Raw genomic sequence first — 25,876 nt, 5'->3', positions numbered from 1 at the left:
TCTGGCGCCGCACCCCACCCCGCTGCTTCGCAGCGACCCTCCCCACAAGGGGGAGGGTGAACAAGAAACCGGAGCTAAAACTTGAAAGCCAAACTGGGCATGTCCCCCATTGCGTGGTGGAACGACGATCTTGCCGAACTCAGCGACGACGTCTCGCTGGAAGAGTGCCTGCGCCAGTCGCGCTCGGCAGGTTTCACCGGCATGGAAATGGGCCGGCGTTTTCCAAACGACCCCGAAATCATGCTGCCGATCCTGAAGCAGGCCGACGTGACGCTGTGCGGCGGCTGGTTCTCCGGCACCCTGGTTGATGAGGACATGGGCAAGAACAAGGATCGCATCCAGCCGATGATCGACCTGTTCAAGGCGGTTAATGCGCCTTGCATCGTCTATGGCGAGGTCGGCCGCTCGATCCAGGGCGATCGCTCCAGGCCTCTCGCCACCAAGCCGAAATTGTCGAATGACGAGATGAGGGCCTATGCCAGGCGCCTCACCGAGTTCGGCGAATGGTGCGCAGAGCAAGGCATGCCGCTGTCCTATCACCATCACATGGCGGCGGTGGTCGAGACCGAGCCGGAGCTCGATGCCTTCATGCGCCATTCCGGCGAAGGCATTCCGTTGCTGCTCGATGCAGGGCATCTCGCCTTTGCCGGTGGCGACGTGCTGCGCGCCATCGACAACCACCACAAGCGCATCAGCCATGTCCATGTGAAGGATGTGCGCATGGGCGTGATCGACGGGCTCGACCGCACAAAGCAGTCCTTTCTCGACGCCGTGGCGCTCGGTGCCTTCACGGTGCCTGGCGACGGTTCGCTCGATTTCGGCGCCATCGTGCAGCGCTTCGCTGACCATGGCTATGAAGGCTGGTTCGTCGTCGAGGCCGAGCAGGACCCGAAGAAGAACCCGCCGCTCAAGATGGCGCAGGTCGGCCACAAGGAATTGATGCGGGTGATGACGGCGGCCGGCTACACGGTCGAGACGCAAGGCTTTCCCAATGCCTGAGGCGATCCGATGAAGGATTACGAGCACCCGTTCTTCCGGCCGCTGTGGCGGCGCGTTGCCGTCGTCGCCGTCTGCGTGATCTGGGCCGGAATAGAATTCGCCTCCGGCACCCCATTCTGGGGCATCATTGCGCTCGGCTTTGCTGCCTACGCGGTGTGGCAGTTCTTCTATCTTTACAAGCCGGTGGAGGAGAGCAAGGCTGCGCCTGATCGACCGAAGACCGGCGAAGCGAAGGCGGACGCCGAACCGAAGGAATGAAGCGGCCGTGGCTCGGAAGGGCTTGCGGGTCGGACACTGGACACCTGGCGTATCGCCTACGTCGGTGATTGGCCGGAACGTTCCTCGCTTCGTCATCCTAGGGTCTTCGCGACGGAGCTTCGCTCCTGCTTCGCCCTAGGATGACGAAGTTGAGAGGCCGACCTCGAAGACTTGCGATAGGAGACAAAACATGTCGAAACTGCTCGTCAAAGCCGACAAGGGCCATGGCCGCGTCGCGCATGTCACGCCCAACAGCGCCGGCTGGACCTATGTCGGCTTCGACCTGCACCGTTTGAAGCCCGGCGAAAACGCCTCGGGTAAGACGGGCGGTCGCGAAGTCTGCCTGGTGTTCGTCACCGGCAAGGGCACGGCCAAGGCCGGCGGCCGGGAACTTGGCCTGCTCGGCGAGCGCATGTCGCCCTTCGAGGGCAAGCCGTGGTCGGTCTATATTCCTGAGGGGTCGGATTGGTCGGTCACCGCCGACACCGATCTCGAGCTCGCGGTCTGCTCGGCGCCGGGCCTGGGCGGCGGCTTGCCCGTTCGCGTCATCGCACCCGACGACCTCGGCCAGGAGACTCGGGGCAAAGGCACCAACACGCGCTACGTCACCAACATATTGCCCGAGGGCAAGCCCGCCGACTCGCTGCTGGTGGTCGAGGTCATCACGCCCGGCGGCCACACATCGAGCTACCCGCCGCACAAGCACGACCAGGACAATCTGCCGGCCGAATCCTATCTTGAGGAAACCTACTACCACCGCCTCAACCCGCCGCAGGGTTTTGCCTTCCAGCGCGTCTACACCGACGCCGACAAGACCGGCGCCCGCGAGCTGGACGAAGCCATGGCGATCGAGGACGGCGATGTTGTGCTGGTGCCCAAGGGCTATCACCCCTGCGCCGCCTGCCACGGCTACGACCTCTATTATCTCAACGTCATGGCCGGGCCGAAGCGGACGTGGAAGTTCCACAACGCGCCCGAGCACGAATGGCTGATGAAGGCCTGATCGGCCTTCGCTTGCGGCGGAAGCTGTCGGTCCAGCAGGAAAAAATCGTCGGCTAAGGACCTGCGGGGTCGATTTGCCTTCGAAAACCCGCATAAGCTTCGTCAATCCGTCATGGAAATCACCTATGGCAGCGGGCTGACGAGGATTTTTTTCGATGCGCTACGCCATTTATTTCACCCCGAGGCAGGACGAACCGCTGGCGCGGATCGCCGCCAACTGGCTGGGTCGCGACCCCTTTGGCGCCGCCACCAGGCCGGTCGAGGCGGTGGGCGAGCTGTCGGCGGCCGAAGTCGCTTTTCACACCGCATCGGCGCGGCGCTACGGCTTTCATGCGACGCTGAAAGCGCCCTTCCGGTTGGCCGCCAACGAAACCGAAAGCTCGCTGCGCGCGGCGCTGGACGCCTTTGCCGAAGCAACGCCGACGGTCACCATCCCGCGCCTGGTCGCCAGCCAGATCGATGGTTTCTTCGCTTTGGTGCCGGAAGGCCCGCTGCCGCCGCTCAACCGTTTCGCCGACGATGTCGTGCTTAGCTTCGACCGTTTTCGCGCGCCGCTCACCGAGGCCGAGATCGAGCGGCGCAGCCCGGATTCGCTGAAGCCGGCCGAGTTCCGCAATCTCTGCCAGTGGGGCTATCCCTATGTGTTTGAGACCTTTCGCTTCCACATGACACTGTCCGGCCGGGCCGGGCCGCAGGAAAGCCAACGTCTGCGCGCGGCAATTGACAGCCTGTTCGCCGATGTGCTGCAGCAGCCGGTGCTGGTGGATGCGCTGACGCTGTTCGTCGAAACCGAACCGGGCGCTCCGTTCATGGTGCTTTCGCATCATGCGCTCGGCCGCCGCGCTGCCCGAAAAACCGCCTGACCGCAATTCGTCCGAGTAACCAGGGACCGCCTGAATGACCGCCGAAACTGTTCTCCACAACGCCCGCATCGTGCTTGCCGACGAGATCGTCGAAGGGTCGCTCGTGCTGCGCGACGGTTTTATCTCCGGCGTCGACGCCGGCACCGGCCACACCGGCGGGAGCATGGGCGGCGAGGACATGGGCGGCGACTACATCATTCCCGGCCTGGTCGAGCTGCACACCGACCATCTCGAAGGCCACTATGCGCCGCGCCCGAAAGTGCGCTGGAACCCGATCGCCGCCGTCCTTGCCCATGACGCGCAGGTGGCCACCGCCGGCATCACCACCGTCCTCGACGCGTTGCGTGTCGGCATGGACGAGGACGCGGATATTACCTCCGACGACATCCGCAAGCTCGCCGGCGCGATCGAGGACAGCGTCGCGAAAGACCGGTTGCGGGCCGACCATTTCCTGCACCTGCGCTGCGAGGTCTCGGCGCCGGATTGCTTGCGGGCTTTCGCCAATTTCGATGGCGACGAGCGGGTCAAGCTGGCCTCGCTGATGGACCATGCGCCGGGACAGCGTCAGTTCGTCAATCTCGAGACCTACGCCCATTACTATCAGCGCAAGCTGAAATTGACCGATCGCGACTTCCAATTGTTCTGCGAAAAGCGGATGTCGGAATCGGCGAAGAATTCGGGACCGAACCGGGTGGCGATATCAGCCGCCTGCAACGAGCGGGGCATTGTGCTGGCGAGCCATGACGACGCCACATCAGGCCATGTCGACGAGGCGATCGAGCAGGGCGTGCGCGTCGCGGAATTCCCGACCACGCTGGAAGCCGCCAAGGCCTCGAAGGATGCCGGGCTCGGCGTACTGATGGGCGCGCCCAACGTCATGCGCGGCTCCTCGCATTCGGGCAATGTCTCGGCCCGCACGCTGGCCGGCGACGGCCTGCTCGACATATTGTCGTCCGACTACATTCCCTTCAGCCTGATCCAGTCGGCCTTCTTCCTCGGCGACGTCGTCGAGGGCATTTCCCTGCCGCAGGCGGTTGCGATGGTGTCGAAGAATCCGGCCGAGGCGATCGGCCTCGACGACCGCGGCGTCATCGAACAGGGCCGCCGCGCCGATCTGGTGCGTGTGCGCGTCGACGACCATGTGCCGGTCGTGCGCACCGTCTGGCGCCAAGGGCGCCGGGTCGCCTGATGGTCTCGGCGTCGATCGAGCGCGAACTCAGCAGCGAGGCCTTTCCGCTCCGCAACGGCGTGTTTGTCGCCGTCGTCGGCCCGAGCGGCGCCGGCAAGGATACGGTAATCGGCTATGCCCGCACCTTGTTTGCCGACGAGACGAGGCTGGAGTTCGTCCGCCGGGTCATCACCAGGCCGAGCGACGCCGCAAGCGAGGATCACGACACGCTGGCCGACGCCGCCTTTGCCGAGGCCCAGGCCGACGGCGCTTTCGCCATTTCCTGGGAGGCGCACGGCCTGCGCTATGGCATCCCGGCCGATGTCGACTGGTCGATAGCCAATGGCCATGTCGCCGTGGCCAATGTCTCGCGCGCAGTCATCCCGGTGCTGCGGGAGCGCTATGCCAATCTGGCTGTCGTCGAGATCACCGCCTCGCCGGAAATCCTCGCCGAGCGTCTCGCCCAGCGCGGCCGCGAATCGCGCGGCGAAGTGCTGGCTCGGCTCGCCCGCAGCGCCAATATCGCTTTGTCCGGCTCCGGCGTCACCTCGATCGACAATGGCGGCCGGCGCGAAGCCGCCGGAGAACGCTTCGCCGAGGTGCTGCGCAAGGCGATGGCCTTCTCGGATATATCCGGCGTGATGTAGCGCTACTCCGCCGCGACAGTCTTCCGGCTGGCATCGAGCATCAGCCGCCTTGCGCGGAACACGCCCCATTGCTGGTCGACCAGCACGCCGATCAGGATCACGCCGCCCATCACCGCGAAGTTGAGCGAGGACGGGATGCCGAGCAGATTGACCAGGTTCTGCAACTCCTGCAGCAGCACGGTGCCCAGGATGACGCCGACCAGCGAGCCTTCGCCGCCGCGCAGCGAGAAGCCGCCGAGAACGGCGGCGGCAATGGCGTAGAGCTCGTAGAACTGGCCGTGGCTGGCCGGCGAGATCGAGCGCGTGTACATGGCGAAATAGATCGCCGACAGCGCCGTCAGCACGCCGCAGATGACATAGGCGGCCATGACGACACGGCCGGTGCGAATTCCCGAATATTTCGCCGCCTCTTCGTTCTTGCCGATGGCATAGAGGTAGCGTCCGAACACCGAGCGGTGCAGCACCACCCACATGACGATCGAAATGACGATCAGTGCGATGAAGCTGTTGGGCACGCCATAGCTGCGGCCCGCGGTGAGGAATTCGAGCTCGGGAAAATTCTGGCCGAAGGCGAAACCGGCGGTGCCGTCGGCGGTATAGAAACGGGCGACCCCGCGATAGATCAAAAGGCCGCACAGCGTGACCACGAAGGGCTGCAATTTCAGCCTTGTGATCAGCCAGCCATGCGCCAGTCCGATGATGCCGCCCAGCACCAGGATCAGCGGCAGCGCCACCGGCCATGGCATGTCGCGCACAGCGATGAAATCGATGAACAGCGTGCCGAGCAGCGCCACCAGCGATCCCACAGACAATTCGATGCCGCCGGTGATGATGACGAAGGCCTGGCCGATGGCGAGAATCCCGAACAGGCCGATCAGGTTCGAGGTGTTGGCGAGGTTGATCGGCAAAAGGAAGCGCGGGTTGATGGCGGTCACCACGGCGCCGACCACCAGGATCAGGATCAGCAGGCCGAGATCTTTTTTGCTCATCGTCTTCTCCCCAATGCGCCGGACCGGCAATCGCCTGAAGCCCGCTAGTTTGCCGGCTTGCCGACCGCCAGCAACAGCACGTTTTCCTGGCTGAATTGTTCCTTGTCGAGAATGCCCGAGATCTGGCCCTCATGCATGACGGCGATGCGGTCGGACACGCCGATCACCTCTTCCATGTCGCTGGAGATCATCAGCACGGCGACGCCGGCATCGGCCAAGGCTCGCATCAGCCCGTAAATCTCGGCCTTGGCGCCGATATCGATGCCGCGCGTCGGCTCATCGAGGATCATCACCTTCGGGTTCATCGCCAGCCATTTGCCCAGCACCACCTTCTGCTGGTTGCCGCCCGACAGCGTGCCGGTTCGCGTCTGCACCGACGGCGCTTTGATGCCGAGATTCGTCTTCTGCTTCTCTGCGGTGGCGGCCTCGGAGCTTGCCGACACCAGTCTACGCTTCGCATGCGCCGGCAGGTTGGGCAGCGAGATGTTCTGCGCGATCGACAGGTCAAGCAAAATGCCGGTCAGCTTGCGGTCTTCCGGAACCAGGAAAATGCCATGCGCGACCGCATCGGCCGCCGAACCCAGTACAAGCGGCTTGCCGTCGAGTTCGAGCCCACCGCCAAGCGTGCTGTCGATGCCGAAGAACACCCGCGCCAGTTCGGTGCGGCCGGAGCCGACAAGGCCGGCGAGGCCGAGGATTTCACCGCGCCTGATGTCGAGGTCGACCGGCCGGGCAGGGTAGGCGGGGGTGCGGATGGCTTTGGCCGAGAGAGCCGTGGCGCCCGGCGCCCGCGCCGCCTCGGAGGCCTTCTCGCGCTCCTTCAGCATGCGGCCGATCATCAGCTTGACCATCTGGTCGTGGTTGATGGCGCTCTTCGGCAAGGTGCCGGCCAGCATGCCGTCGCGCAGCACCACGACGCGGTCGGCGACGCGCTCGACCTCATGCAGCCGGTGCGAAATGAAGATGACGCTGATGCCATCGGCCTTCAGCGCCTTGATGACGTCGAGCAGCTTGTCGGTTTCGGCAAGCGGCAGGCTCGATGTCGGCTCGTCGAGGATGACCAGCCGTGCCTTGATCGACAGCGCCTTGGCGATCTCGACCATCTGCTGCTGGGCAAGCGACAGCGAGGCAACCGGCGTATCGGCGGAAAAGTTGGCGCCGACACGCTTCAGCAGCGGCGCCACCATTTCGCGCAGCTTGGCGCGGTCGACCAATCTCAGCGGCCCGCCGCGCAACGGCTCGCGGCCGAAGAAGATATTGGCGGCAACATCGAGGTTTTCGAACAGATTGAGTTCCTGGTGGACGAAGGCGATGCCCGACCCCAGGCTGCCTTCGACGGTGAGCCCGTCATGCGCAACGCCGTCGACGGTGATGGCGCCGCTGTCCGGCCTGGTGACGCCGCCGAGGATCTTCATCAAGGTCGACTTGCCGGCGCCGTTTTCGCCGACCAAGCCGATCACCTCTCCCGGCCTGACCTCCATGGAAAAACCATCCAGCGCCACCACGCCCGGATAGGTCTTGCGCACGTTCTCGAGGCCGAGGAACGGGGTGGTTGCGACGATGGATGGGTCGGAATAATTCATCACGCCATATTTGATCAGGCTTGCCAGCAGCCGGTGGGCTACAGACTGACGGGCCTTGGCCGGCCCGTCAACACGATCGCCGGCTCAAGGCGAACCCTGAGCCGGCGCAACTGCTCGTGGTCTCAGTTTCCGGACATCGCCTTCAGATTGGCGGCATAGGTGTCGACATCGTCCTTACCGATGATCTTGGTCGGGATAATGATCAGGCCGCCTTCCGGAATGCCTGATTTGTCGCCCTTGAGATAGGCGGCCATCAGCTTCATGCCCTGATAGGCCCATTCGAAGGGCTGCTGCACGACGGTCGCCGCCACGGTGCCTTCCTTGACGCCGCCCAGCGTGATCGGATCGTCATCGAAGCCGACGACCGTGATCGAGCCGAGCTTCCCGGCGTCGCGCAGCGCTTCATAGATGCGCGGCGTGTTGTAGGAATAGAAGCCGACCATGCAGGTGATGTCGGGGCTGGCGACCAGCGCGTCCTCGACATTCTTCTTGGCGCGCGCCTGGTCGATGTCGTCGCCGCGCACGTCCACCAGTTCGATCTTGCTGCCGGCGAGGCCGTCCTTCATGCCCTGGATGCGTTCCTTGGCATTGTCGGCGCCGAGCAGGCCGACGAAGCCGAGGCACTTGCCGCCGTCCGGCATCGCCTTCTTGGCGATCTCGGCCGCCTGCTTGCCGGCGTCGACATTGGACGAGCCGATATAGGCGACGCGCTTGGTCTGCGGGGCATCGGAGTCGGTGGTGAACAGCGCCGTTTCCGACGCGATCTTGTTCAGACCGTCGGTCGAGGTCTTGGGGTCGACGGCCGAGACCATGATGCCCTTGACGCCGGCGGTCACCAGATCGTCCATCAGCCGCTGCTGGATGGCGACCGAGGACTGCTCGGGATATTTGAGTTCGAGATTGTAGTCGGGCAATTCGGCCTGCGCCTTCTTGACGCCGGCTTCGGCGGCCTTCCAGAAATCGGAAGCGCCGTTGACGACGAAGGCCAGCGTCGGTTTGTCGTCGGCGCGCGCAATGGCTGTCGCGGTCAGGCCAAGCAGCAGGGCTGCGGTGGCCACGGATGCATGTCGTATCAAGGATTTCATGTTCAACCTCCCGTTTTGGCTCAGTCGTCGGACTGAACCGATCTTGCATTCACTGACTTGCCGCTCGCGATTTGGACGCCCTCCTCCTCAGGGTTTCCCGGCGCTGAAGAATGGCGTCGTCGGTCGCGATCACGGACTTTAGAGACTCATCCCGTGCTCGTAAATAGTCTGATTTGTCTGACATATCACATGTCCGAGACCAGGCTTGCGGAGGCAAACCCCGCTCGCCGTCGGGCCATTCACGTGCACTTCTCGCCGCACGGGGTCCCACCTGACCGGACACGGCGGATTGACGTTACAGCGTCGTTTTGTATTAGTAAACACTATTAGCAGAGGTCTCGCGCGGACACTCGGCGGTGGCCCTAGGTCTAGTTTGCCCGAACAGGTGCAGCACGGCTTCGCGCAAGCAGATGCCTTGCAGTCCTCGAATTTCACGCGGCCCGAAGCGGCATGGCGGCGAACTTCAAAGCTGCTAATAAAGATAAACGCCTTCGACTATTTCCATTGGTCGACGGCGCCACACCATCTTGTCGGTGTGGCAGGCTTGCGACTAGACAGGCTGGGGATTGGGACGCAATGCCATGAGCGAGACGAGGGATCCGGACGACACGGCGAAGCGGCGCAAGGCGCCGGCGAGAGCCGCCAAGGGCGGCCGCGTCACCATGACCGACATCGCCAGGGCAGCCGGTTGCTCGCAGGCGACCGTCTCTTTCGTGCTCAACGATTCGCCCGGCATCCGGCTGTCGCAGCAGACGCGCGAGCGGGTGATCGACGCCGCGCGTGCGCTCGGCTACGCAGCACCCGCCTTCTCGGCGCTGCGCAAACCTGTTCCCGCCTTCGATGGACTTGACGGTGTCATCGGTTTCGCTGTCGACCAGCTGGCGACAAGCCCGGAAGCCGTTGTCGCCATCGAGGGCGCGCGCCAGGCGTCGTGGAACGCCGGCAATGTGTTGCTCGTGGCGCAGACGATGGGCGACTCCGTCATGGAGCCGCGCGCCATTGCGGCGCTCACCAGGCGCGGCATCTCGGCGCTGGTCTACATGACCATCTTCACCCGCGAGATCACGGCACCGGACTTCCTCTACGGCCTCGACATCCCGGTCATCCTGCTCAACTGCTACACGGCCGATTATGCCTTCCCGGCCGTGGTGCCGTCCGAGATCGCCGGCGGCCAGAACTCGACCCGGCATCTGATCGGCCACGGCCACCGCCGCATCGCCACCATCACCGGCGAGCCGTGGATGCAGGCCGCGCAGGACCGCCTCAAAGGCTACCGCAGGGCGCTCGCCACCGCCGACATCCCGTTCGATCCCGAACTGGTGGTCGAGGGCGACTGGTCGGCGAGCGCCGGCTACGCGGCGACCGTGAAGCTTTTGGCGCTGAAAGAGCGTCCGACCGCTATCTTCTGCCAGAACGACCGCACGGCCATCGGCTGTTACGAAGCGCTGAAGGAGGCGGGCCTGCACATCCCGCAGGACATCTCCGTCGTCGGCTATGACGACGAGGAGATCGCCCGTCACCTGTTCCCGCCGCTGACGACATCGATCCTGCCGCACATGGCGATGGGCCAATGGGCGATCGAACAGCTCGAAGTGCCGCCGCCTGCCGGCCGCGGCCGCTATCCCATCACCAAGCTAGAATGCCCGCTGGTCGAGCGGGAGTCGGTGGCAGCTGTGGCTGGATAAAGCTGAACCAACCCATCCCGATGCAAATCGGGATGGGTCTGTTTGGTGGTTGCGCCTCAGGGCAGGGACTATCCGGGAACGTGCCGCGGTTAGAACCGCAAGACGACAAAGGAGCGCCTGCGATAGCAGCGCCGGCGCAGCCGGCCATGCCGCCAGAACGTGCGGCAGTGCCGTCTCCAGACATGCCGCCTGTGGTGGCGACGATGGTGCCATCGCCGATGCGAGATCTGCTCAACATCGCCAGCGCCTTCGTCGTCATCAAACGAATTGGCATCCTGCTTGTCGAGTTCATCGAGAATGCCGTTACCGACATTGGGAACCCCGGCCACGGCCTCGAGAGGCCGAACCGCGGTAGCAAGCGCCGCGGCCCCCGCAACGCCGAACAATGCTGTCAAGAATGATCGCCGATCCATCAAAACCTCCATCAGCAAGACAAGGCTAACATGACGAGCCTAACACAAAGCAGCTAGAGCGGGTGATACAAAAGGCCAGAGGCGAATCTTTGAGCCGGCCCAAACGGGTGACCGGACGGACGGCAGAGGCTAGCGCAATCCAGGCAAAGTGTGCGCGCTTTCCTTGGGAATTGCGTAAAAACAAACAGATGGAGCGGTTCGCCGTTTCGGCGAAATGCTCTAGCGCAAGGCCGCGACCGGGCGGCGCGCTTCCTTCGGCTCGGCGACCAAGCCATGCGGAATGCCGCCGATGAAAGCGCACAGCCTGAGCGGTTCCGCCTTTCCGCGAAACTCTGAACCGCTTGGCAAAGCTACCCCCTAAGAATGCCCGCCACCTTGCGGCAGTGGCTGGCTGAGAGACTGACGCCCCACGGCAGATGCGATGTTGCGGTACTCAGCGCCGCGCCAATATCCGGCAGAGCTCCTTCAGGTCCCGGTCGTAGGTGCCCTTGCCGCTGAGCACGCTGGCGCAGCGTTTCTTCATCTTGGCGATCTGGCCGGCCGACATGGCGCTGATGGCAACCACCGCCGGTCGCGTCGGCACCGCCGGCGTGTTGGGATCCCGAGGGCTGGTGGGCGCGGTCGGTGCGCCAATGCCGACCCCGACCCCGGCCGTCACCCCATTGCCCACCCCGACACCGGCGCCGACCCCGACACCGCTGCCGACGGTTGCGCCGGCCCCGACGCCGACGCCCGTGCCCACCGATGCGCCGACGCCGGCCGCAACGCCGCTGGTGCCGCCAACCGTAGCGCCGACACTGGCGGTGGTGCCGCTGGTGCCGCCGACCGTTGCGCCGACATTGGCGCCCTTGCTGCCGCCGACCGAGACGCCGACGCCAAGCCCGCCGCCACTGCCGCCGACCGAGACGCCCACCCCACCGCTGCCGCCGATGCCCACACTGAGCCCGCCCGCGCCAGCCGGAAAGCACAAAGCCACGGCAACAGCGCCACCGGCCAAGGCCTTTGTTAAACTTTTAAAGAAATCCATAATGACGCTCCCCGTGTTGGTTGCCTGTACGCAGGTTGAACAGCATCCGTTACCAATATGATTACGCGAGTGTAGCGTTTTTAGTTTCTGCGAGAATAGGTAGTATTGGAAATCGTTGTTATGGCTGCTTGCGGCGATCGGAATATATATTTTGGAATTGGCGGAAAAAATCGAGGATTTGCGGTTAGACTCGGAACCTTAGACAGGCAGGACGAGTGCTCGCATGCGGGAATTTGCCGGGCGCATGCCTCAGGCCGTCTTGCGAAGCCGCTTCCCTAGGCTGCGGTGGAGAATGGACCCTCGAGAATGGGCTCGTGCTGGGGAAAGGGGACGACCCAAGAAACCCGCGACGATCTCCACCGATGTCGGGCGCGTTGTGCGTCACATCGTTCCGCTGCTCGCAGTCGACGGCGTCAGCGCTACCCTTGCGGGCATACCTTCGCCCCGTTTGGCGTTTCTGCCCTTTGGATCGGATGCCGATCGTCCGCTGGCGTTTCGAATCTCTTCAACTTACGCCGAGTTTCGCAAATCCACTTTCATCCCGGCTAACGTTCGAAGGGTTCGCCAAGCGAGGCGACACCGTTCAGCCTGAGCAAGCGGCGGTCCGCCGAGATGACACCGAGCACGACGATCGTAACGAGATAGGGAAGGCTGGAAAGCAGTTGCGATGGCAAGTCCAGACCGGTCGCCTGGGCGGCGAGGCTCATCAGCGAAACCGCGCCGAAGAGGCAGGCACCCAGGAAGATGCGGCCAGCGAGCCACGTACCAAAGACAACGAGTGCGATCGCGATCCAGCCACGTCCGGCAATCATACCGTCCGCCCAAAGGGGCGTGTACACCGCCGCCGCATAGGCGCCGGCAAAACCCGCCATCATGCCACCAAAAGCTATGGCCGCGACACGGATAGCGATGACCGGATGGCCGATGGCGTGGGCTGCCTTGGGATTCTCGCCGATTGCCCTCACGACAAGGCCGACTCTCGTATAGGCAAACATCGCCCAGATCGCAAACGTCACGGCAAGGGAAAGCCATACGACGACGTCCTGGACAAACAGCCTGCCGACTACCGGGATTTCCGAGAGGCCGGGAAAGACAAGTTTCGGGAGCCCCTTCACCGTCAAGCTCTCGTAGCTTTTGCCGAACAGCGCCGAAAGGCCTTGGCCGAGAATGCCGATCGCAAGGCCTGTCGCGACCTGGTTTGCCCGGAATCCGAGTGCCAGCACTGCAAAGACGAGGGACAGGACGGCGCTACCGAGGCCGGCGGCAACGAACCCCAGCAGGTGTCCACCGCCGTGGTAGACGACGATGAACGCGAGCACCGCGCCGAGGGCCATCAGGCCCTCTACGCCGAGGTTAAGAACACCGGCGCGCTCGACCACCAACTCGCCGAGTGCGGCAAGGAGAAAGGGGGTTGCCGCTGCGAGCATGCCCGAAATAATGAACTCGACGGCGTTCATGGCTGGCTCAGGTGATGGGGGCGGCGCCACTCGATGCGGTAGCGCACGAAGGCCACAGCGCCGAGATAGGCGAGCAGCAAGCTGCCTTGGAAGACGCGGACGGCGGCGATCGGCAGGTTTGCCGACACCATCGCATTGTCGCCGCCGATATAGAGGACAGCCATAAAGAGCGCGGAAAAGATGATGCCGACTGGATGCAAGCCGCCGAGATAGGCGACAATGATGGCCGCATAACCGTAGCCGGTCGAGATCGAGCGCTGCAGCTGGCCGAGCGGACCCGCGACTTCCGCCGCGCCTGCCAGTCCCGCCGCCATGCCACCGATCAGAAGCGACAGCCAAATCGCACGCCCTTCGCTGAAGCCGGCGTAACCGGCCGCGCGCGGGGCATGGCCGCCGACCTTGAGCTTATACCCCATGAAGCTTCGCTGCATGAAAACCCAGGCCACCAGCGAGAGCGCAAGTGTGATGAGCAGCGAGACGTTGACGCGGGTACCGGTGATCAGGGTCGGCACCATCGCGTCGTTCTGAAACATGACGGATTGTGGGAAATTGAAGCCGGCCGGGTCCTTCCATGGGCCGAGCAGCAGGTAGTTGAGGACTTGCGCCGCAACGAGGCTCAGCATCAAGGAGACCAGGATCTCGTTCGCATTGAGCCTGACGCGCCAGAAGGCGGTGATAGATGCCCAAAGTGCACCGCCGAGGGCACCGAGAAGCAGCATCAGCGGCCAGATCCACTGCCCGGTCGCCTGCGGAAACCAGACGGGGATCGCCGAGGCGAAAATAGCGCCCAGGATAAACTGGCCCTCCGCGCCGATGTTGAACACTTTTGCGCGGAAACCGATCGCCAGCCCCTGAGCAATGAGGAGAAGGGGCCCCGCCTTCAGCAGCACCTCCGCAAACGATGCCCAGGAGAGGAACGGCTCGAGAAGCATCGCGTACAGGACGGCCGCCGGATCTCGGCCTATCAGCACATAAAGGCCCAGATTGAGGATGATCGCCATGCCAAGCGCGACAGCCGGGGCCAGCATGGCCGCGACGTGCGAGGCATGCTCCCGGCGGACGAGCGCGGGGAGGAACGGCGCGGCCCAAACGCTCATGCAGGAACCTTCTCTGGCGAGGCATGTGCTCCGATCATGTATCTGCCGATGTCTTCGGGGCGCGTGTCCCGCGTGACCAGAGGCGGACTCAGCATTCCATGATGGAGCACCTGGATGAAATCGCAGAGTTCGAAAAGTTCCTCGAGTTCCTCGGAAATTACGAGGATCGCCACGCCCAGGTTGCGCAACGCGATGAGCCGCCTTCTGATGGCGGATGCAGCGCCAATGTCTACACCCCAGGTTGGCTGCGCCACGAAAAGCAGTTTTGGCGACAGCATCATCTCGCGACCGACGATGAATTTCTGCAAGTTGCCGCCGGACAGCGAGCCCGCTTCGGCATCCGGGCCGGAGGCGCGGACGTCGTACCGACGGATGCATTCGCTGGTGAAAGCCGTCGCTCCGGCGCTGTTGATGAGGCCGCGCCTCACGAGATCGAAAGGATGGGCGGTAAGAACGGTGTTGAGCACGAGCGACATTTCAGGGACCGCGCCGCGTCCCAGCCGGTCTTCGGGCACGAAGGCGAAGCCAAATCTCCTGCGCGCGGCCGCATCGAGTGTGCCTACGTCGCGGCCCATCATGTAGATCCGGTCGCGTTGTTCCTTCAGCAGCATCGCTTCGCCCGAGATGAGCGCGGCAAGCTCGCCTTGGCCATTGCCCGATATTCCGGCTATGCCAAGGATCTCGCCTGATCGTACCGTGAGGCTGATGCCGGAGAGCGGCGTGGCAAAGGGGTCGTCCGGCGTGTAGTCCATGTCGATTATTTCCAGCCGCTTCTCCCCCTCGGGCATGGCCAACGCGGGCATCACCTCGGGCATGTCGCGGCCGATCATCATCCGGGCGAGGTCGTGCGCATCATAGTCGCGCGGGTCGACGGTGCCGATAACGCGCCCTCCACGCAAGACCGTCGCCTGGTCACAGATCGTGCGAATTTCCTCCAGTTTGTGGGAGATGAACAGGATGGACACGCCGCGGTCGCGAAGGCGCCTGAGCGTGTCGAACAGCTTCTTCACCGCCTGCGGCGGCAAGACCGAGGTCGGCTCGTCGAGAATGAGCAGCTTCGGGTCCGTCATCAGGCAGCGGATGATCTCCACCCGCTGCCGTTCGCCGACCGAGAGCGCGTGCACATCGGCGAGAGGATCTACTTCAAGGCCAAAATCCTGGCCGAGGCTGCGGATGCGCCCGGCCAACTCCGCCTTGCCGCCGGGGACGACGAGCTGGATGTTCTCGACGACAGTCAGCGTCTCGAACAGCGAGAAATGCTGAAAGACCATGCCGATGCCCCTGCGCCGTGCCTCAGCCGGCGAGGCAAGGCGCAGAGGCTCTCCGTTCCAGACGACGGTGCCTTCGTCCGGCTGTTCAACGCCATAGATGAGCTTCATCAGCGTCGATTTGCCCGCCCCATTCTCCCCGAGGATCGCATGGATCGATTGGGGCGCCACGTCCAGATCGATGGCTTCGTTAGCCCGGATCTGGCCGTAGCTCTTCGAGATGCCGCGGAGCGACAGAAGGGGCGGGGTCATGACTTACTTCGGCAGTGGTGTGGTGACACCCTTGACGTGCCAGTCCATCGCGACGATCTCGGGATCCGCTATCGTCGCACCGGCGGCGGCGGCTTCGCTGCCGTCGGCCTTGGTGATTGGACCTGTGAAGGGCGAGAAGCTGCCGTCGGCGATCCTCGCCGCCACTTCCTTGATCTTCGTCATCGTGTCGGCTGGGATATCTGAGTTCCAGTCCACGACCTCCACCACCTTTTCCGCGACGCCGAGGAAGGTGTTGGCGCCCTTGAAAGTTCCGGCGAGATGGGCATCCACGGAAGCCTTGAAGAAGGGCGACCAGTCCGTCGCGATGCAGCCGAGATATTTCTTCGGTGCATATTTCTTCATCGACGAATTGAGGTTGAACGCATAGACGCCAGCCTCCTCGCAGGCCGAGATCACGGAGGGTGTGTCCTGCGCGTTCGAGAAGATCACGTCGCAGTTCTGTGCCATCAGCGCCTTGGCGGCTTCCTGTTCCTTGGCCGGGTCGAACCAGGAGTTCACCCAGACGACCGATACCTCGACATCGGGATTTACAGTCTGTGCGCCGAGCGTGAATGCGTTGATCGAGGTGATCAGCTCCGGAATGGCGAAGGCCGAGACGGAGCCGAGCTTGCCGGTCTTGGAAAGAGCTGCGGCGGCTATGCCGAGCAGGTAAGTGCCCTGGAAATACTTCGCCGCGAAGGGCGAGAAATTCGGCGCGGTCTGGAAGCCGGAGGCATGCAGCACGGTGACCCCAGGATCGCGGCGGGCGATCTGTAGTGCACCATTCTGGTAGCCGAATGAGCCGGCGATCAGGAACTTGTTACCGTCGGCGACGGTCTTGTTCATGATCCGGTCGGCGTCCGGCCCTTCGGCGATGTTCTCGATGACGGTGATCTTCACCTTGTCGCCGTAGGCGGCCTTGACCGGCTCGAGGCCGGCGGCGAGCGCATGGCCCCAGCCGACATCGCCGACCGGCGACGGGAGCACGAGCGTGATACCGAGCGGCTCGTCGGCCGCAAAGGCGGGACGGCTGCCAAGCGCGCCGGCAAGCCCTGTCGCGGCAAGGCCCTTCATCAGAGTTCTGCGGGTCAGATAGTTCAGCATGTCAGTTCCCCTGTCTTAAGTTGTTAGAATTCCACCGCGGCAAAGGCGGCTTCCGCGTCCGCAGCAAGCCGGGCCTCGTTCAGCCCGGTAAACGCACCCTTCTCCCAGACGATGCGGCCGTTGATCATGGTCATGTCGGTGGGCATGCCGATACCGACCTTGGCGATCAGGCTCAATGGATCGTGGCGCGTGCCGACATAATCCATGCGGCGCGTGTCGATCGCGAAGAGGTCGGCGGCCATGCCGGGCGACAGTCGGCCGATGTCATTGCGGCCCAGAAGCGCGGCCCCGCCCGTTGTCGCATAGCCGAGGAAATCGACCGGCGCAGGCACGGGATGAGCGCGCGTCGAGGCCGCCAGGCATTGCAGCATGTAGGCGGAATGGATGCAGTGCATGAGGTTGGAATTGTCGTTCGAGGCAGCACCGTCGCAGCCGAGACCGACGCGCAGGCCAAAGGCGGACATGGCGGGAATATCAGTCACCTCCGCGCCCACCAGATAGACCGGCTCAGGGCAATGCGAGACACCGGTGCCGCTCGCCGCCATCAGCCGCAGTTCGTCATGCGTCAGCTCCCAGCAATGGGCATAGAAAGTGTCTCGGCCGGCAAATCCGAGGTCCTCGAGATAGTCCACCGTACGCATGCCATGGCGGGCCTCGATGATCGGGCTTTCGCCCTCGCCGACATGGGTGTGCATCCGCACCCCGCGATCACGCGCCAGCGAAACCGATTCCACGAAGGTCTCGCGGTAGCAGTTGACCGGCTGGCAGGGAGCGACCACGACCTGACGCATGCTGAAGGGACTGGTGTCGTGATAAGTGTCGATGAGGCGTGCGCAGTCGGCAATGAATTCGTCCGTGGTCTCCAGCATCTCGTCTGGAATGGTCGAGCCTTCCGATTTTGGCAGCGTGTTGCCGCCGCGGCCGGCATGGAAACGCATGCCGAGAAGATCGGCCGCTTCGAACTGCCGGTCGATGAGCCGTTTTCCGGCATGGCGCGGAAAATTGTACTGGTGGTCGAAGGCCGTCGTGCAACCGTGCTTTATCATCTCTGCCATCGCCGTGATCGAGGCGTGGTAGAAACAATCCTCGTTGAGCCGGGAGAAGATCGGATAGATCCGGTCGAGCCATTCGATGACCGACAGCTTCGTCCAGTCGAGTTCGGCACGGTTGCGCACAAAGCACTGAAAGAAGTGATGGTGCGTGTTGACGAGGCCGGGATAGACGAACCAGCCGTCGGCGTCCTGCACGATAGTACCGGCCGGCAACTCGCTTCTGTGCAGGCCTTGCCCGATTGCCTCGATCTGCGGGCCATTCGTCAGCACATCGACATTGCGCCGGACGCTCGGACCCCTGCCCTCGTCGGTGATGACCGCTGCGCAATTCTTCAGGAGATAGCCGGTCACCTCACGCCTCGTCCAGCATGGGTCGCGGTTCGGGCTTCAACTCGTGCAGCCGGTGGATACCGGGCATTTCGATGAAATTGTCGAGGCTGCGGAGCGCTCGCGACCAGAGCCGGATCGTGGGATACGGATCGAGGGAAACGCCGCCGTCGGGCGCGAGCGCGACGTAGGGAAAGCAAGCAATGTCGGCAATCGTCGGCCGGTCGGATGCGAGAAACCGATCGCCACGCATTTTTTGTTCGAAGAGGCCGGCTTCCAGCTCACGTAGTGCCGCTATGCCATTGGCCTGAAGCGCACCGATGTCACCGGGACGCAGCAGCATCTCATGCAGGCGCGCGCCGCCGAGGTTGGCGGTCAGCCTGTGCGAGAAGGAAAGCCATTGCTGGATGCGCGCCGTCTCCTCGGGGGCGCCGCTGCCGAGCCAGGCCGGTGCTGCCTTCGCGGCGAGATAGCCAAGCATGGCGGAAGACTCGGTCAGGATCAGGTCGCCGTCTTCAAGGATCGGGATGGAGCCTCCCGGATTAAGCGCCATAAGCTCGGGGCCACGATGCTCGGCGCCGGGATGGAAGTCGACCGGGCGGATTTCGAGCTTCACACCTGACAGCGTCGCCATCAGGCGCACCTTGTAGCAACTTGGGGAGAGGATGTAGTCGTAAAGCTTCATTGTGCCACCAATTGCGCGCCGTAGGTATAATTGTGGCGCTTCAGCCAGCGGCGATAGGCGACCGAGGTCAGGTCGGCGCGCGTCGGGATTTCCATGCCGGGATCGAGCGGCAAAAGACGCGGGATCTGGTTTTCGAGGATCGAGCGGTCCTGCAGGAAAATCGTCTGCTGGAAATGGATGAGGTCGGTCTGTGGCGTCTCGTCATCAAAAAGCGCCATCCACGGCCAGACGTCGCAGAGATCCTCGGCAAGCGGCTGGACGAATAGCGCAATCACATCCCATTCGCCCGGGCGCGGCGGGCAGGTCTTGTAGAGGACTGAGCAGGTCGGAGCCGGCACGCGGTACATGTATTCCGTCGTGATACCTCCGCTCGCGGATTTCGCCGCCTGCGGCTGGTAGAACTTCACCTGGGTCGCCCAGACCTCATCCTCTTCCTCGCGGATATCGACCTTGTAGTTTTCGACCTCGGTATGTGGCTCCGAGCCGAGGATGTCGGTATGGACGAAGGGGAAGTGTGCGATGTCGAGGAAGTTCTCGACGGCGCGGAGCGGCGAGCAGCGCACCCGCACCACGCCGACATCGACGAAGCGGCGCCCGGGCTGGTCTGCCTCGGGAATCGGAAAGACCGGTTTCTTCGGTTCGCCGAGCGACGACCAGATATGGCCATAGCGCACCGAAACCGGCAGCACGCGCCCGTTTTCGCCTGTCACTTTCGCCGCGCCATTGGCGTCGAGCGCAACCTTGATCCGCTCGTCCATCAGGGTGGTCTCGCGCCCATAGCGGTCGAGCCGGCTGAAAAGCCCGACCGGATACCATTCGTCGCGCATCGCATCGTCGATCATGGCACAGCCCCTTTCGCCTCGATCCCTTCGGCCATGCGCCGAAGGCTCTCGGCGGCTCGCGAGGCGGCGATGCGCTCGGACGCATCGCAATCGGCTGGAACAAGGACGTGGATCAGCGTCTCGCCGGCTTCCCGCGGGATAGGCAGCAGGCGAATTGCCGGCGCGCCGGGTGCCTGCCAGACGTATCCTTCAACGGTGGCCTTCGTACCGGCAGCGACCGAGAGCGCCGAATGTCCGGCACGGGCCGTCAATGAACGGAGCGGCACGTAACCCTCAAAAAGGGGTGGGTTGCCATCAGGCTCTCCATCAGCGACCCAGATGATCCCGCCGGCCTCTTCGACCAACCGGGTCGCAACGCGAATCGTCTCCGGCGGCGTGAGGCTGGGATGGGCAGGAATGCGCAGGCACTGACCGGCCTGCGAATAGGTCCAGCCGTGATAGATGCAGGAGAGCGCCTCGCCGCGCACGAAGCCATGGGAGAGGCGCATGCCGCGATGCGGACAGCGATCCGCCGATGCCGCCAAGCGCCCCGATTGGCTTCGCCAGAGGGCAATGGGACCGGCGGGCGTCCGCGCCGGCATTACCTGTCCTGTTGGCAGATCCTGGGTAAGGGCGACCGGCACCCAGGTGTCCGTCTTGTCGGACAGCATGACCTTACTTTCCGTACTGATACTACTGTTTCCCGACCAGAGAGATGCCGGCGCAAGGAGTTGGCGAACCGCTCGATGCGGCTGACGTATGCATAATTATTTCGCAATTGCAATATTGATTAAATTAAGTGCAAACGGAGGGTAACCACACGCAAAGCTATATGTTTTTTTGCTCGACAGGCGCGCGGTCGACCGTCTCGACCCAGACTTCAATGGGCCCAAGCGAACATCCCATCTCCATCATGTCGATCAGTTCCGCCGCACCGGCAATATCGAGTTCGATGCGATCGGTGCTTGCATGAGCGATGTGGTGCGCGAGACCGAGCTTGGCCGCATGGCGCATGATCCAGGGCAGGAAGGACGCGGGTTCGAGGTGGCCGCGAATGGTCATCCGCTCATGCAAGCGGTGTTGACTTTGCTTCATCACGAACGGAACGCGCGCCTTGGTGTCATGGTCGGCAGCATAGCGTCTGACTGAACGGGCGGAAGTGGTAATCGACGCGCCATGACGCCGAATATGGACTGATCGCCCATGCCTACACCGGGCACTCATGCATGTCGCCCAGAAGTGAGCCGCGGTTCTGGGACAACGACATGCATTAAAACAAAGACTTCAAGCGGGTCGCATGGATCCGTTCAGCGTGACGCGCTTTAGGGTTATCTGAGCTATTGTAATACATGGGTAGATTGGCGCACCCGACAGGATTCGAACCTGTGACCTCTGCCTTCGGAGGGCAGCGCTCTATCCAGCTGAGCTACGGGTGCCTTCAAGGAACCTGAAAACGAACCAGCCGATAGGCCGGCCAGCCACGGCTTCTTAGCGGAAGCCGCGCCGGGCTTCAACGGGCAATTGGCGTGGCGATATTTTCGAAGCCACGTCGCGCGGCTTGGCAACTTCGCGTCCGCCCTGCAGCCTCAGCCCGGGACTCACCCCGCCACCTCCACCTTCGCCACCCGCCTGCGCACCCTGCGCGGCGCCCGCTTCGCCTTCTTCGCGCCGGTCAGTTCGTGCATCGCATCCAGCTGCATCTGCTGCATTTCGGCCAGCCGCGTCCATTGGCGCGAGATCAGATAGTCGAGCTTTTCGTGCAAATGGCGCACTTCCAGCTCGGCTTTCAGGTTCACCCGGTAGTCGTTGAACGAGCGCAGGCGGTCCTTGGCCTCCGTCCGTCTCTGGCTCATCATGATGATCGGCGCCTGGATGGCGGCGATACAGGAGAGCAGCAGGTTGAGCAGGATGAAGGGGTAGGGGTCGAAGGCGCTGCTCACGCCCGCGATCAAATTGATGCCGATCCACACCGCAAGCACGCTGCCGAACGAGATCAGGAACCACCAGCTGCCGCCGAAAGCCGCCATGTTGTCGGAGACGCGGTCGGCGAACGAGCGGTGCTCCTCGAACTCCTCTTCCGAGTTTTCCGAAATCGTGTCCTGCCTGGCGATCGATTCGACCACCTGGCGGTCGAGCTCGGAGAATTCGCCATGCTCCTGCTGCAGCAGCTCCTCCATGTAGCGCATGCGGTAACGGCCGAGCTCCTCCCGGCTGATGCGGGCGCCGCGCGGCAGGTCGGGATGATCGGAGCGGATGCGGTCGGCCAGGCTCGGCCTGAGGTCGTCGATGCGCACCAGGTCACGCTTGCGAAACTTTCTACCTGATATCGCCGACGGTTTTCGCTTCGGCTTCAGGCGGCCATGGGGTTCGGAGTCCGGCACATCGGGCGCTTCCAGCGCCTCGTCGGCAACCAGTTCGGCGTCGTGGGCGGGCGGCGCCTCGAAATACTCGCCGCCGCTGTCGTTTTCATTGTCGGCCTGTTCGGATGGTTTTGGGCTCATGATGCCGGCTCCTGCTGTCGCGCCCACGATACGCCAAGGCGAGGCGGCATAGCCACTGTGGCGGTGAAGATTGGGGGCTTGTGCATGCTTGTGATGAATGCCTGCTGCAATTGCCTGTGGCAGCGCAGCCCCCCGGGGCCTCGCTCGCCTGCTGCTCGGCAACCAGACCGCCGAAGTGCTGTTGCCGACGGAGGTCGCGCCTGCTGCAGAGTTAAGATGAGGCAGCGATCCTTCACGACCCCCCTCTGTCCTGCCGGACATCTCCCCCTCAAGGGGGGAGATCAGATGTCGCCATGGCTTCGCCAAACACGAAAAAGAGGCGAGACGCCGAAGCTGCTAATCTCCCCACTTGAGGGGGAGATGGCCGGCAGGCCAGAGGGGGGTGCTGTCCCGCCGGCGTTTCAGAGTTCCTCCACCCAACGACGGGTTCTATTGCGGCGGTAAACCAGGCAACTGCGACCCCTGCGCCGGCAAACCAGGCGGCGGCAGGCCGGGCGACGCGGCCGGCTGATCTCCCGCAAACATCAGCCGCGTCTTCGTATCGGCCATGGCGGGCGACAGACTGCGCTGGATCAGCGCTTCGACATGGTCGTTGCGCTGCCTAGCGCTGTCGGCGCCCATCACCACCACGATCAGATGCCGGCCGTCGGCATTGTAGGACGTGACGATATTGTAACCGGATGCCCTGATATAGCCGGTCTTGATGCCGTCGACGCCGCGCACCCGGCCGAGCATGTCGTTGTGGCCGCGCACCAGCCGGCCGCGGAACATGAAGTCGCTTTCGGAGAAATAGTGGAACTGCTGCGGGAAGCGGGCGCGCAGCGCCATCCCCAGCGTCGCCATGTCGCGCGCCGATGTGTGCTGGCCATCGTCGGGCAGGCCGGAGGCATTGCGGAAGACGGTGCTGCTCATGCCGATCTGGCGCGCCTTGGACGTCATCATGGCGGCGAACTGGTCCTCCGAGCCGCCGAGATATTCGCCCACCGCCACCGCCACGTCATTGGCCGACTTGACCACGATCGCCCGGATCGCCGAATCGACATCGATGCTCTCGCCGCGCTTGAAGCGCAATTTGGTCGGCGGCTGCCGGGCGGCATTGTCGGAGACCGGAATCTGCGTTTCCTTCGAGACGCGGCCGGACTCCAGCGCCTCGAACAGCAGGTACAGCGTCATCATCTTGGTCAGCGACGCCGGATAGCGTTGCGCCCTCGAACTGACTTCGAACAGCGTCTTGCCACTGCCGGCATCGACGACGATGGCCGCATATTTCTCCTGCGGCGCCGGCACCGCCAGCACGCTGTCGGGCGGTGCGGTGGTGCTGCAGCCGGCCACGAAGACAAGCAGCAGGAGGGCTGCGAGAAATTTCTGGGCGGGGGAGGGGAAATGGAAATTTGGCAAGTCAAGTCCGGCGTTGCTGAGAGGGCCGGAACCTAGCCTAACCCATTTTGTTCGTCCATTTGGTTAACGGCGGAGCTGCCGATGACGCTGCCAATCTCCCCCGCAAGGGGGGAGATCAGATGTCGCTTCGGCTTCGCCAACCATCGGCGCTGAAACGGCAACCTCCCGAAATCGCCTGCTTCCTGTCCTGTTTTGCCTGCGGGGTCGCGGTGCTGCTATAGAGGCGGCAATTGCTTGGGGGATTTGACAATGACCGGTGACATCGGCGCGGCTGCGCCATCTCTTATCAGGGCTTCGCTCAGCCGCACCGGCAAATGGGCCGGCAGCGTCGCTTTCATCGGCGGCGCCGCATCCGACATCCTCAATCCGCTGGCGCCGTTCGCCGCCTATATCGCGCTGGTCGCTTCGGTTGCCGCCGCCGTCATCGCCATTGCCATCGTTCTGCGGCTGGTGCTGGCCGCCAAGGCGCTGCCGGCGCTGATCTTTGCCACCAGCGCTGCCGCCGTCGCCGGCGGCGTCTATGGCCTGCAGCAGCAGTCCAATTCGCAGAACGGTGTGATCGCCGGCCTGGTGCCGGCCATCGCCCAGTTGCAGCAGCAGATGGGCATCGTCTCGGCCAGGGTGGCCAGGATCGAGCAAACGGTAACCGAGACGAAGCTGGCGGTCGACCAGGTCAAGCAATCGACCGACGCGGTGGCGAAGAAGACCGAGGAAATTGCGTCGACCCAGCAGCAGCAGGCTGAGCAGGGCGCGCAGACGCAAAAGTCGGTAGAGGCGGTCAAGCAGACGACCGAAACGCTCGCTGCCGGCCAGCAGAAACAGGCCGAGCAGGCGGATAAGCTTCAGGCGACCACCGAGCAGATCGCCGCCTCGATCGACACCATCGCCAAGGGCTTTGCCGCATTGGCCGCGCAGGGCGGGACGATCGCCGAGCCGAAGCGGCCGGACGAATTCTATCACAATGCCCGCGTCTACGAGCTTTCCGGCGACATGCTGAATGCGCGGCGCTCCTATCTCGCTTTCGCCGGTTTCGACGTCGACGCCGTCGATCCCTACACACGCTTCGCCACCCTGCTGCGCGTGCAGGACGGCAAGGCCGGCGCCCGCGAAGTGTTCGGCGCCCTGGCCGACAAGGCCAAGGCGCTGTCGATCAAGCTGGTCCATATCCTGCAGTTCGACGATGCCCAGCGTCTCGACAAGCTCAACGCCTTCATCGCCGCCAATCCGGATTTCGCACCGGCCTATTACCTGCTCGCGCAGGAGTTTTCCGAGGATCGCCTCGGCGTCCAGTCGCTGTCCGACAAGCGCAGCGAGGCCGAGGCGCTGACCAGGTTCGTCTCCTATGAAAAGGAAGGCGGGCTGCTCAAATATTTCGTCGACCAGACGCAGCTCGCCGACTGGCTCGACCGCAGCCGTACCCGCCTGACGGCGCTTGGCGACGTGCTCGACCCAGCACGCTTTGCCCCGACGCTGACGCCGATGCGCTCCAATGCCGGCTGGACGATCTCCATCTCGCTGCCCGAGGCCGCGACCGGCATTTCCTGGCGCATGGGTGTGTCAGGTCCGTTCACCGACACCGGGCTGATGGCGATGAACGACCAGCGCACCGGCAAGCCGATGCCCAATCCGAGCTTCGAATTGCCCGACAGCACCACGGCCACCACCATCGGGGTCAAGTATCTCGATCTCAGGGGCCGCGAGACCGGGCCGTTCAACATAAGTTTCGATCCGGACGCAGCGCTGCAACAGGGCAACAAACAGATCCTCGACCAGTTCTGGACGTCGTGGATCGCCTTCGACGCCAGCGGCAATCATGGCCTGGTCTATTTCTCCCAGATGCTGTCGTTCCGCTGCGGCATCAAGGAGGTGCGCTACAGCCTGAACGGCACGGCGCTCGACAGGGAGATCAAGCTGCCGCCTTGCGACAAGAAGGACCCGTACGCCATTCCTTATGACTACCAGCCTTACTTCAAGGTCGCCGACAACGTGACGTCGATGGCGGTGCAGGTCACCTACACCGACGGCACCAAGTCGCCGGTGCGCGAGTATAAGCGGCAGTAGGCGCCCACCCTCCCCCATGTGGGGAGGGTCGATCCGCGTAGCGGATCGGGGTGGGGGTCCTCGTAGGGCGCTTGCCCCCCCCCCCGCGGCGGGGGTAGGGGACGCGGCGCGCGCCGCCCGCGCCCCCCCCCCCC

Annotated in this window: 24 protein-coding genes and 1 tRNA gene; 9 read left to right on the top strand and 16 right to left on the bottom strand. The window is 63.7% G+C overall.

What is annotated here, in order from left to right:
- The first annotated feature begins 81 nt into the window (after positions 1-81).
- The 6 genes from iolE to phnN all read left to right on the top strand — a co-directional run bounded on the left by iolE (position 82) and on the right by phnN (position 4,937).
- Positions 82-999: a myo-inosose-2 dehydratase gene (gene iolE, locus NKI31_RS29375; protein ID WP_352510637.1), complete on the top strand. Its 918-nt coding sequence runs from the start codon at positions 82-84 to the stop codon at positions 997-999.
- Between the two features lie 9 nt (positions 1,000-1,008).
- Positions 1,009-1,257 (top strand): hypothetical protein, encoded by a 249-nt coding sequence (locus NKI31_RS29370; protein ID WP_023672345.1) that lies wholly within the window; start codon positions 1,009-1,011, stop codon positions 1,255-1,257.
- A 190-nt stretch (positions 1,258-1,447) separates the two neighbouring features.
- Positions 1,448-2,260, top strand: coding sequence for a 5-deoxy-glucuronate isomerase (iolB, locus tag NKI31_RS29365; protein ID WP_352510636.1), 813 nt, complete (start codon positions 1,448-1,450; stop codon positions 2,258-2,260).
- Between the two features lie 154 nt (positions 2,261-2,414).
- Positions 2,415-3,122, top strand: a complete 708-nt coding sequence (locus NKI31_RS29360) for a DUF1045 domain-containing protein (protein WP_352653226.1) — start codon at positions 2,415-2,417, stop codon at positions 3,120-3,122.
- A gap of 34 nt (positions 3,123-3,156) precedes the next feature.
- Positions 3,157-4,311: an alpha-D-ribose 1-methylphosphonate 5-triphosphate diphosphatase gene (locus tag NKI31_RS29355; protein ID WP_352510634.1), complete on the top strand. Its 1,155-nt coding sequence runs from the start codon at positions 3,157-3,159 to the stop codon at positions 4,309-4,311.
- Positions 4,308-4,937, top strand: coding sequence for a phosphonate metabolism protein/1,5-bisphosphokinase (PRPP-forming) PhnN (gene phnN / locus NKI31_RS29350; RefSeq protein WP_352653237.1), 630 nt, complete (start codon positions 4,308-4,310; stop codon positions 4,935-4,937). Before NKI31_RS29355 ends, phnN begins: the two co-directional genes overlap by 4 nt.
- A 2-nt stretch (positions 4,938-4,939) precedes the next feature.
- Here phnN and NKI31_RS29345 read toward each other — a convergent pair whose 3' ends face one another.
- From NKI31_RS29345 to NKI31_RS29335, 3 genes are all read right to left on the bottom strand, one after another.
- Positions 4,940-5,926, bottom strand: a complete 987-nt coding sequence (locus NKI31_RS29345) for an ABC transporter permease (protein WP_023684050.1) — start codon at positions 5,924-5,926, stop codon at positions 4,940-4,942.
- Positions 5,927-5,970: 44 nt separating this feature from the next.
- Positions 5,971-7,509, bottom strand: a complete 1,539-nt coding sequence (locus NKI31_RS29340; RefSeq protein ID WP_286487875.1) for a sugar ABC transporter ATP-binding protein — start codon at positions 7,507-7,509, stop codon at positions 5,971-5,973.
- A 122-nt stretch (positions 7,510-7,631) separates the two neighbouring features.
- Complete coding sequence (locus NKI31_RS29335) at positions 7,632-8,594, bottom strand: sugar-binding protein (protein WP_023672352.1); 963 nt, start codon at positions 8,592-8,594, stop codon at positions 7,632-7,634.
- Positions 8,595-9,175: 581 nt separating this feature from the next.
- On the opposite strand from NKI31_RS29335, the gene NKI31_RS29330 reads away from it, so the two are divergent.
- Both NKI31_RS29330 and NKI31_RS29325 read left to right on the top strand, forming a co-directional pair.
- Positions 9,176-10,279: a LacI family DNA-binding transcriptional regulator gene (locus NKI31_RS29330; RefSeq protein ID WP_031253435.1), complete on the top strand. Its 1,104-nt coding sequence runs from the start codon at positions 9,176-9,178 to the stop codon at positions 10,277-10,279.
- A 146-nt stretch (positions 10,280-10,425) separates the two neighbouring features.
- Positions 10,426-10,680, top strand: coding sequence for a hypothetical protein (locus NKI31_RS29325; RefSeq protein ID WP_198018657.1), 255 nt, complete (start codon positions 10,426-10,428; stop codon positions 10,678-10,680).
- A 445-nt stretch (positions 10,681-11,125) separates the two neighbouring features.
- Here the strand turns inward: NKI31_RS29325 and NKI31_RS29320 are convergent, their stop codons facing one another.
- The 13 genes from NKI31_RS29320 to NKI31_RS29260 all read right to left on the bottom strand — a co-directional run bounded on the left by NKI31_RS29320 (position 11,126) and on the right by NKI31_RS29260 (position 23,681).
- Positions 11,126-11,719, bottom strand: coding sequence for a hypothetical protein (locus NKI31_RS29320; RefSeq protein WP_352653225.1), 594 nt, complete (start codon positions 11,717-11,719; stop codon positions 11,126-11,128).
- A 545-nt stretch (positions 11,720-12,264) separates the two neighbouring features.
- Positions 12,265-13,176 carry an ABC transporter permease gene (locus tag NKI31_RS29315; RefSeq protein WP_023699372.1) on the bottom strand — a complete coding sequence of 304 codons (912 nt, stop codon included), beginning with the start codon at positions 13,174-13,176 and terminating at the stop codon, positions 12,265-12,267.
- The gene (locus tag NKI31_RS29310) at positions 13,173-14,273 is read right to left on the bottom strand and encodes an ABC transporter permease (RefSeq protein WP_023699371.1); all 1,101 of its coding nucleotides are present in this window, start codon (positions 14,271-14,273) and stop codon (positions 13,173-13,175) included. The genes NKI31_RS29315 and NKI31_RS29310 overlap by 4 nt, the downstream gene beginning before the upstream one ends.
- Positions 14,270-15,793: an ABC transporter ATP-binding protein gene (locus NKI31_RS29305; RefSeq protein ID WP_023699370.1), complete on the bottom strand. Its 1,524-nt coding sequence runs from the start codon at positions 15,791-15,793 to the stop codon at positions 14,270-14,272. The genes NKI31_RS29310 and NKI31_RS29305 overlap by 4 nt, the downstream gene beginning before the upstream one ends.
- Positions 15,794-15,796: 3 nt before the next feature.
- The gene (locus tag NKI31_RS29300) at positions 15,797-16,894 is read right to left on the bottom strand and encodes a BMP family ABC transporter substrate-binding protein (RefSeq protein ID WP_196813867.1); all 1,098 of its coding nucleotides are present in this window, start codon (positions 16,892-16,894) and stop codon (positions 15,797-15,799) included.
- A gap of 26 nt (positions 16,895-16,920) precedes the next feature.
- On the bottom strand, positions 16,921-18,300 hold the full coding sequence (locus NKI31_RS29295; protein ID WP_023689144.1) for an amidohydrolase: 1,380 nt from the start codon (positions 18,298-18,300) through the stop codon (positions 16,921-16,923).
- Between the two features lies 1 nt (position 18,301).
- Positions 18,302-18,961 (bottom strand): glutathione S-transferase family protein, encoded by a 660-nt coding sequence (locus NKI31_RS29290; protein ID WP_023699368.1) that lies wholly within the window; start codon positions 18,959-18,961, stop codon positions 18,302-18,304.
- Positions 18,958-19,803 carry an aromatic ring-hydroxylating oxygenase subunit alpha gene (locus NKI31_RS29285; RefSeq protein ID WP_023699367.1) on the bottom strand — a complete coding sequence of 282 codons (846 nt, stop codon included), beginning with the start codon at positions 19,801-19,803 and terminating at the stop codon, positions 18,958-18,960. The genes NKI31_RS29290 and NKI31_RS29285 overlap by 4 nt, the downstream gene beginning before the upstream one ends.
- Complete coding sequence (locus NKI31_RS29280; protein ID WP_023714514.1) at positions 19,800-20,453, bottom strand: Rieske 2Fe-2S domain-containing protein; 654 nt, start codon at positions 20,451-20,453, stop codon at positions 19,800-19,802. Before NKI31_RS29280 ends, NKI31_RS29285 begins: the two co-directional genes overlap by 4 nt.
- Positions 20,454-20,610: 157 nt before the next feature.
- A complete protein-coding gene (locus tag NKI31_RS29275; RefSeq protein ID WP_023714515.1) occupies positions 20,611-20,877 on the bottom strand; it encodes an acylphosphatase in 267 nt (88 codons plus the stop codon).
- A 264-nt stretch (positions 20,878-21,141) separates the two neighbouring features.
- Positions 21,142-21,218, bottom strand: a tRNA-Arg gene (locus tag NKI31_RS29270).
- 162 nt (positions 21,219-21,380) lie between these two features.
- Positions 21,381-22,283, bottom strand: a complete 903-nt coding sequence (locus NKI31_RS29265) for a DUF1003 domain-containing protein (RefSeq protein ID WP_023703727.1) — start codon at positions 22,281-22,283, stop codon at positions 21,381-21,383.
- A 429-nt stretch (positions 22,284-22,712) separates the two neighbouring features.
- Positions 22,713-23,681, bottom strand: coding sequence for a D-alanyl-D-alanine carboxypeptidase family protein (locus NKI31_RS29260; RefSeq protein ID WP_023689149.1), 969 nt, complete (start codon positions 23,679-23,681; stop codon positions 22,713-22,715).
- A gap of 249 nt (positions 23,682-23,930) precedes the next feature.
- Between NKI31_RS29260 and NKI31_RS29255 the strand changes: the two genes are divergently transcribed.
- A complete protein-coding gene (locus NKI31_RS29255) occupies positions 23,931-25,742 on the top strand; it encodes a methyl-accepting chemotaxis protein (RefSeq protein WP_023714517.1) in 1,812 nt (603 codons plus the stop codon).
- The last annotated feature ends 134 nt before the right edge of the window (positions 25,743-25,876 follow it).

The organism is Mesorhizobium sp. M0659 (genome assembly GCF_040320605.1).
In the GTDB taxonomy this organism is placed as follows: domain Bacteria; phylum Pseudomonadota; class Alphaproteobacteria; order Rhizobiales; family Rhizobiaceae; genus Mesorhizobium.
The sequence above is the reverse complement of the archived record's forward strand: the minus strand, read 5'-3'. Positions and strand labels throughout refer to the sequence as shown.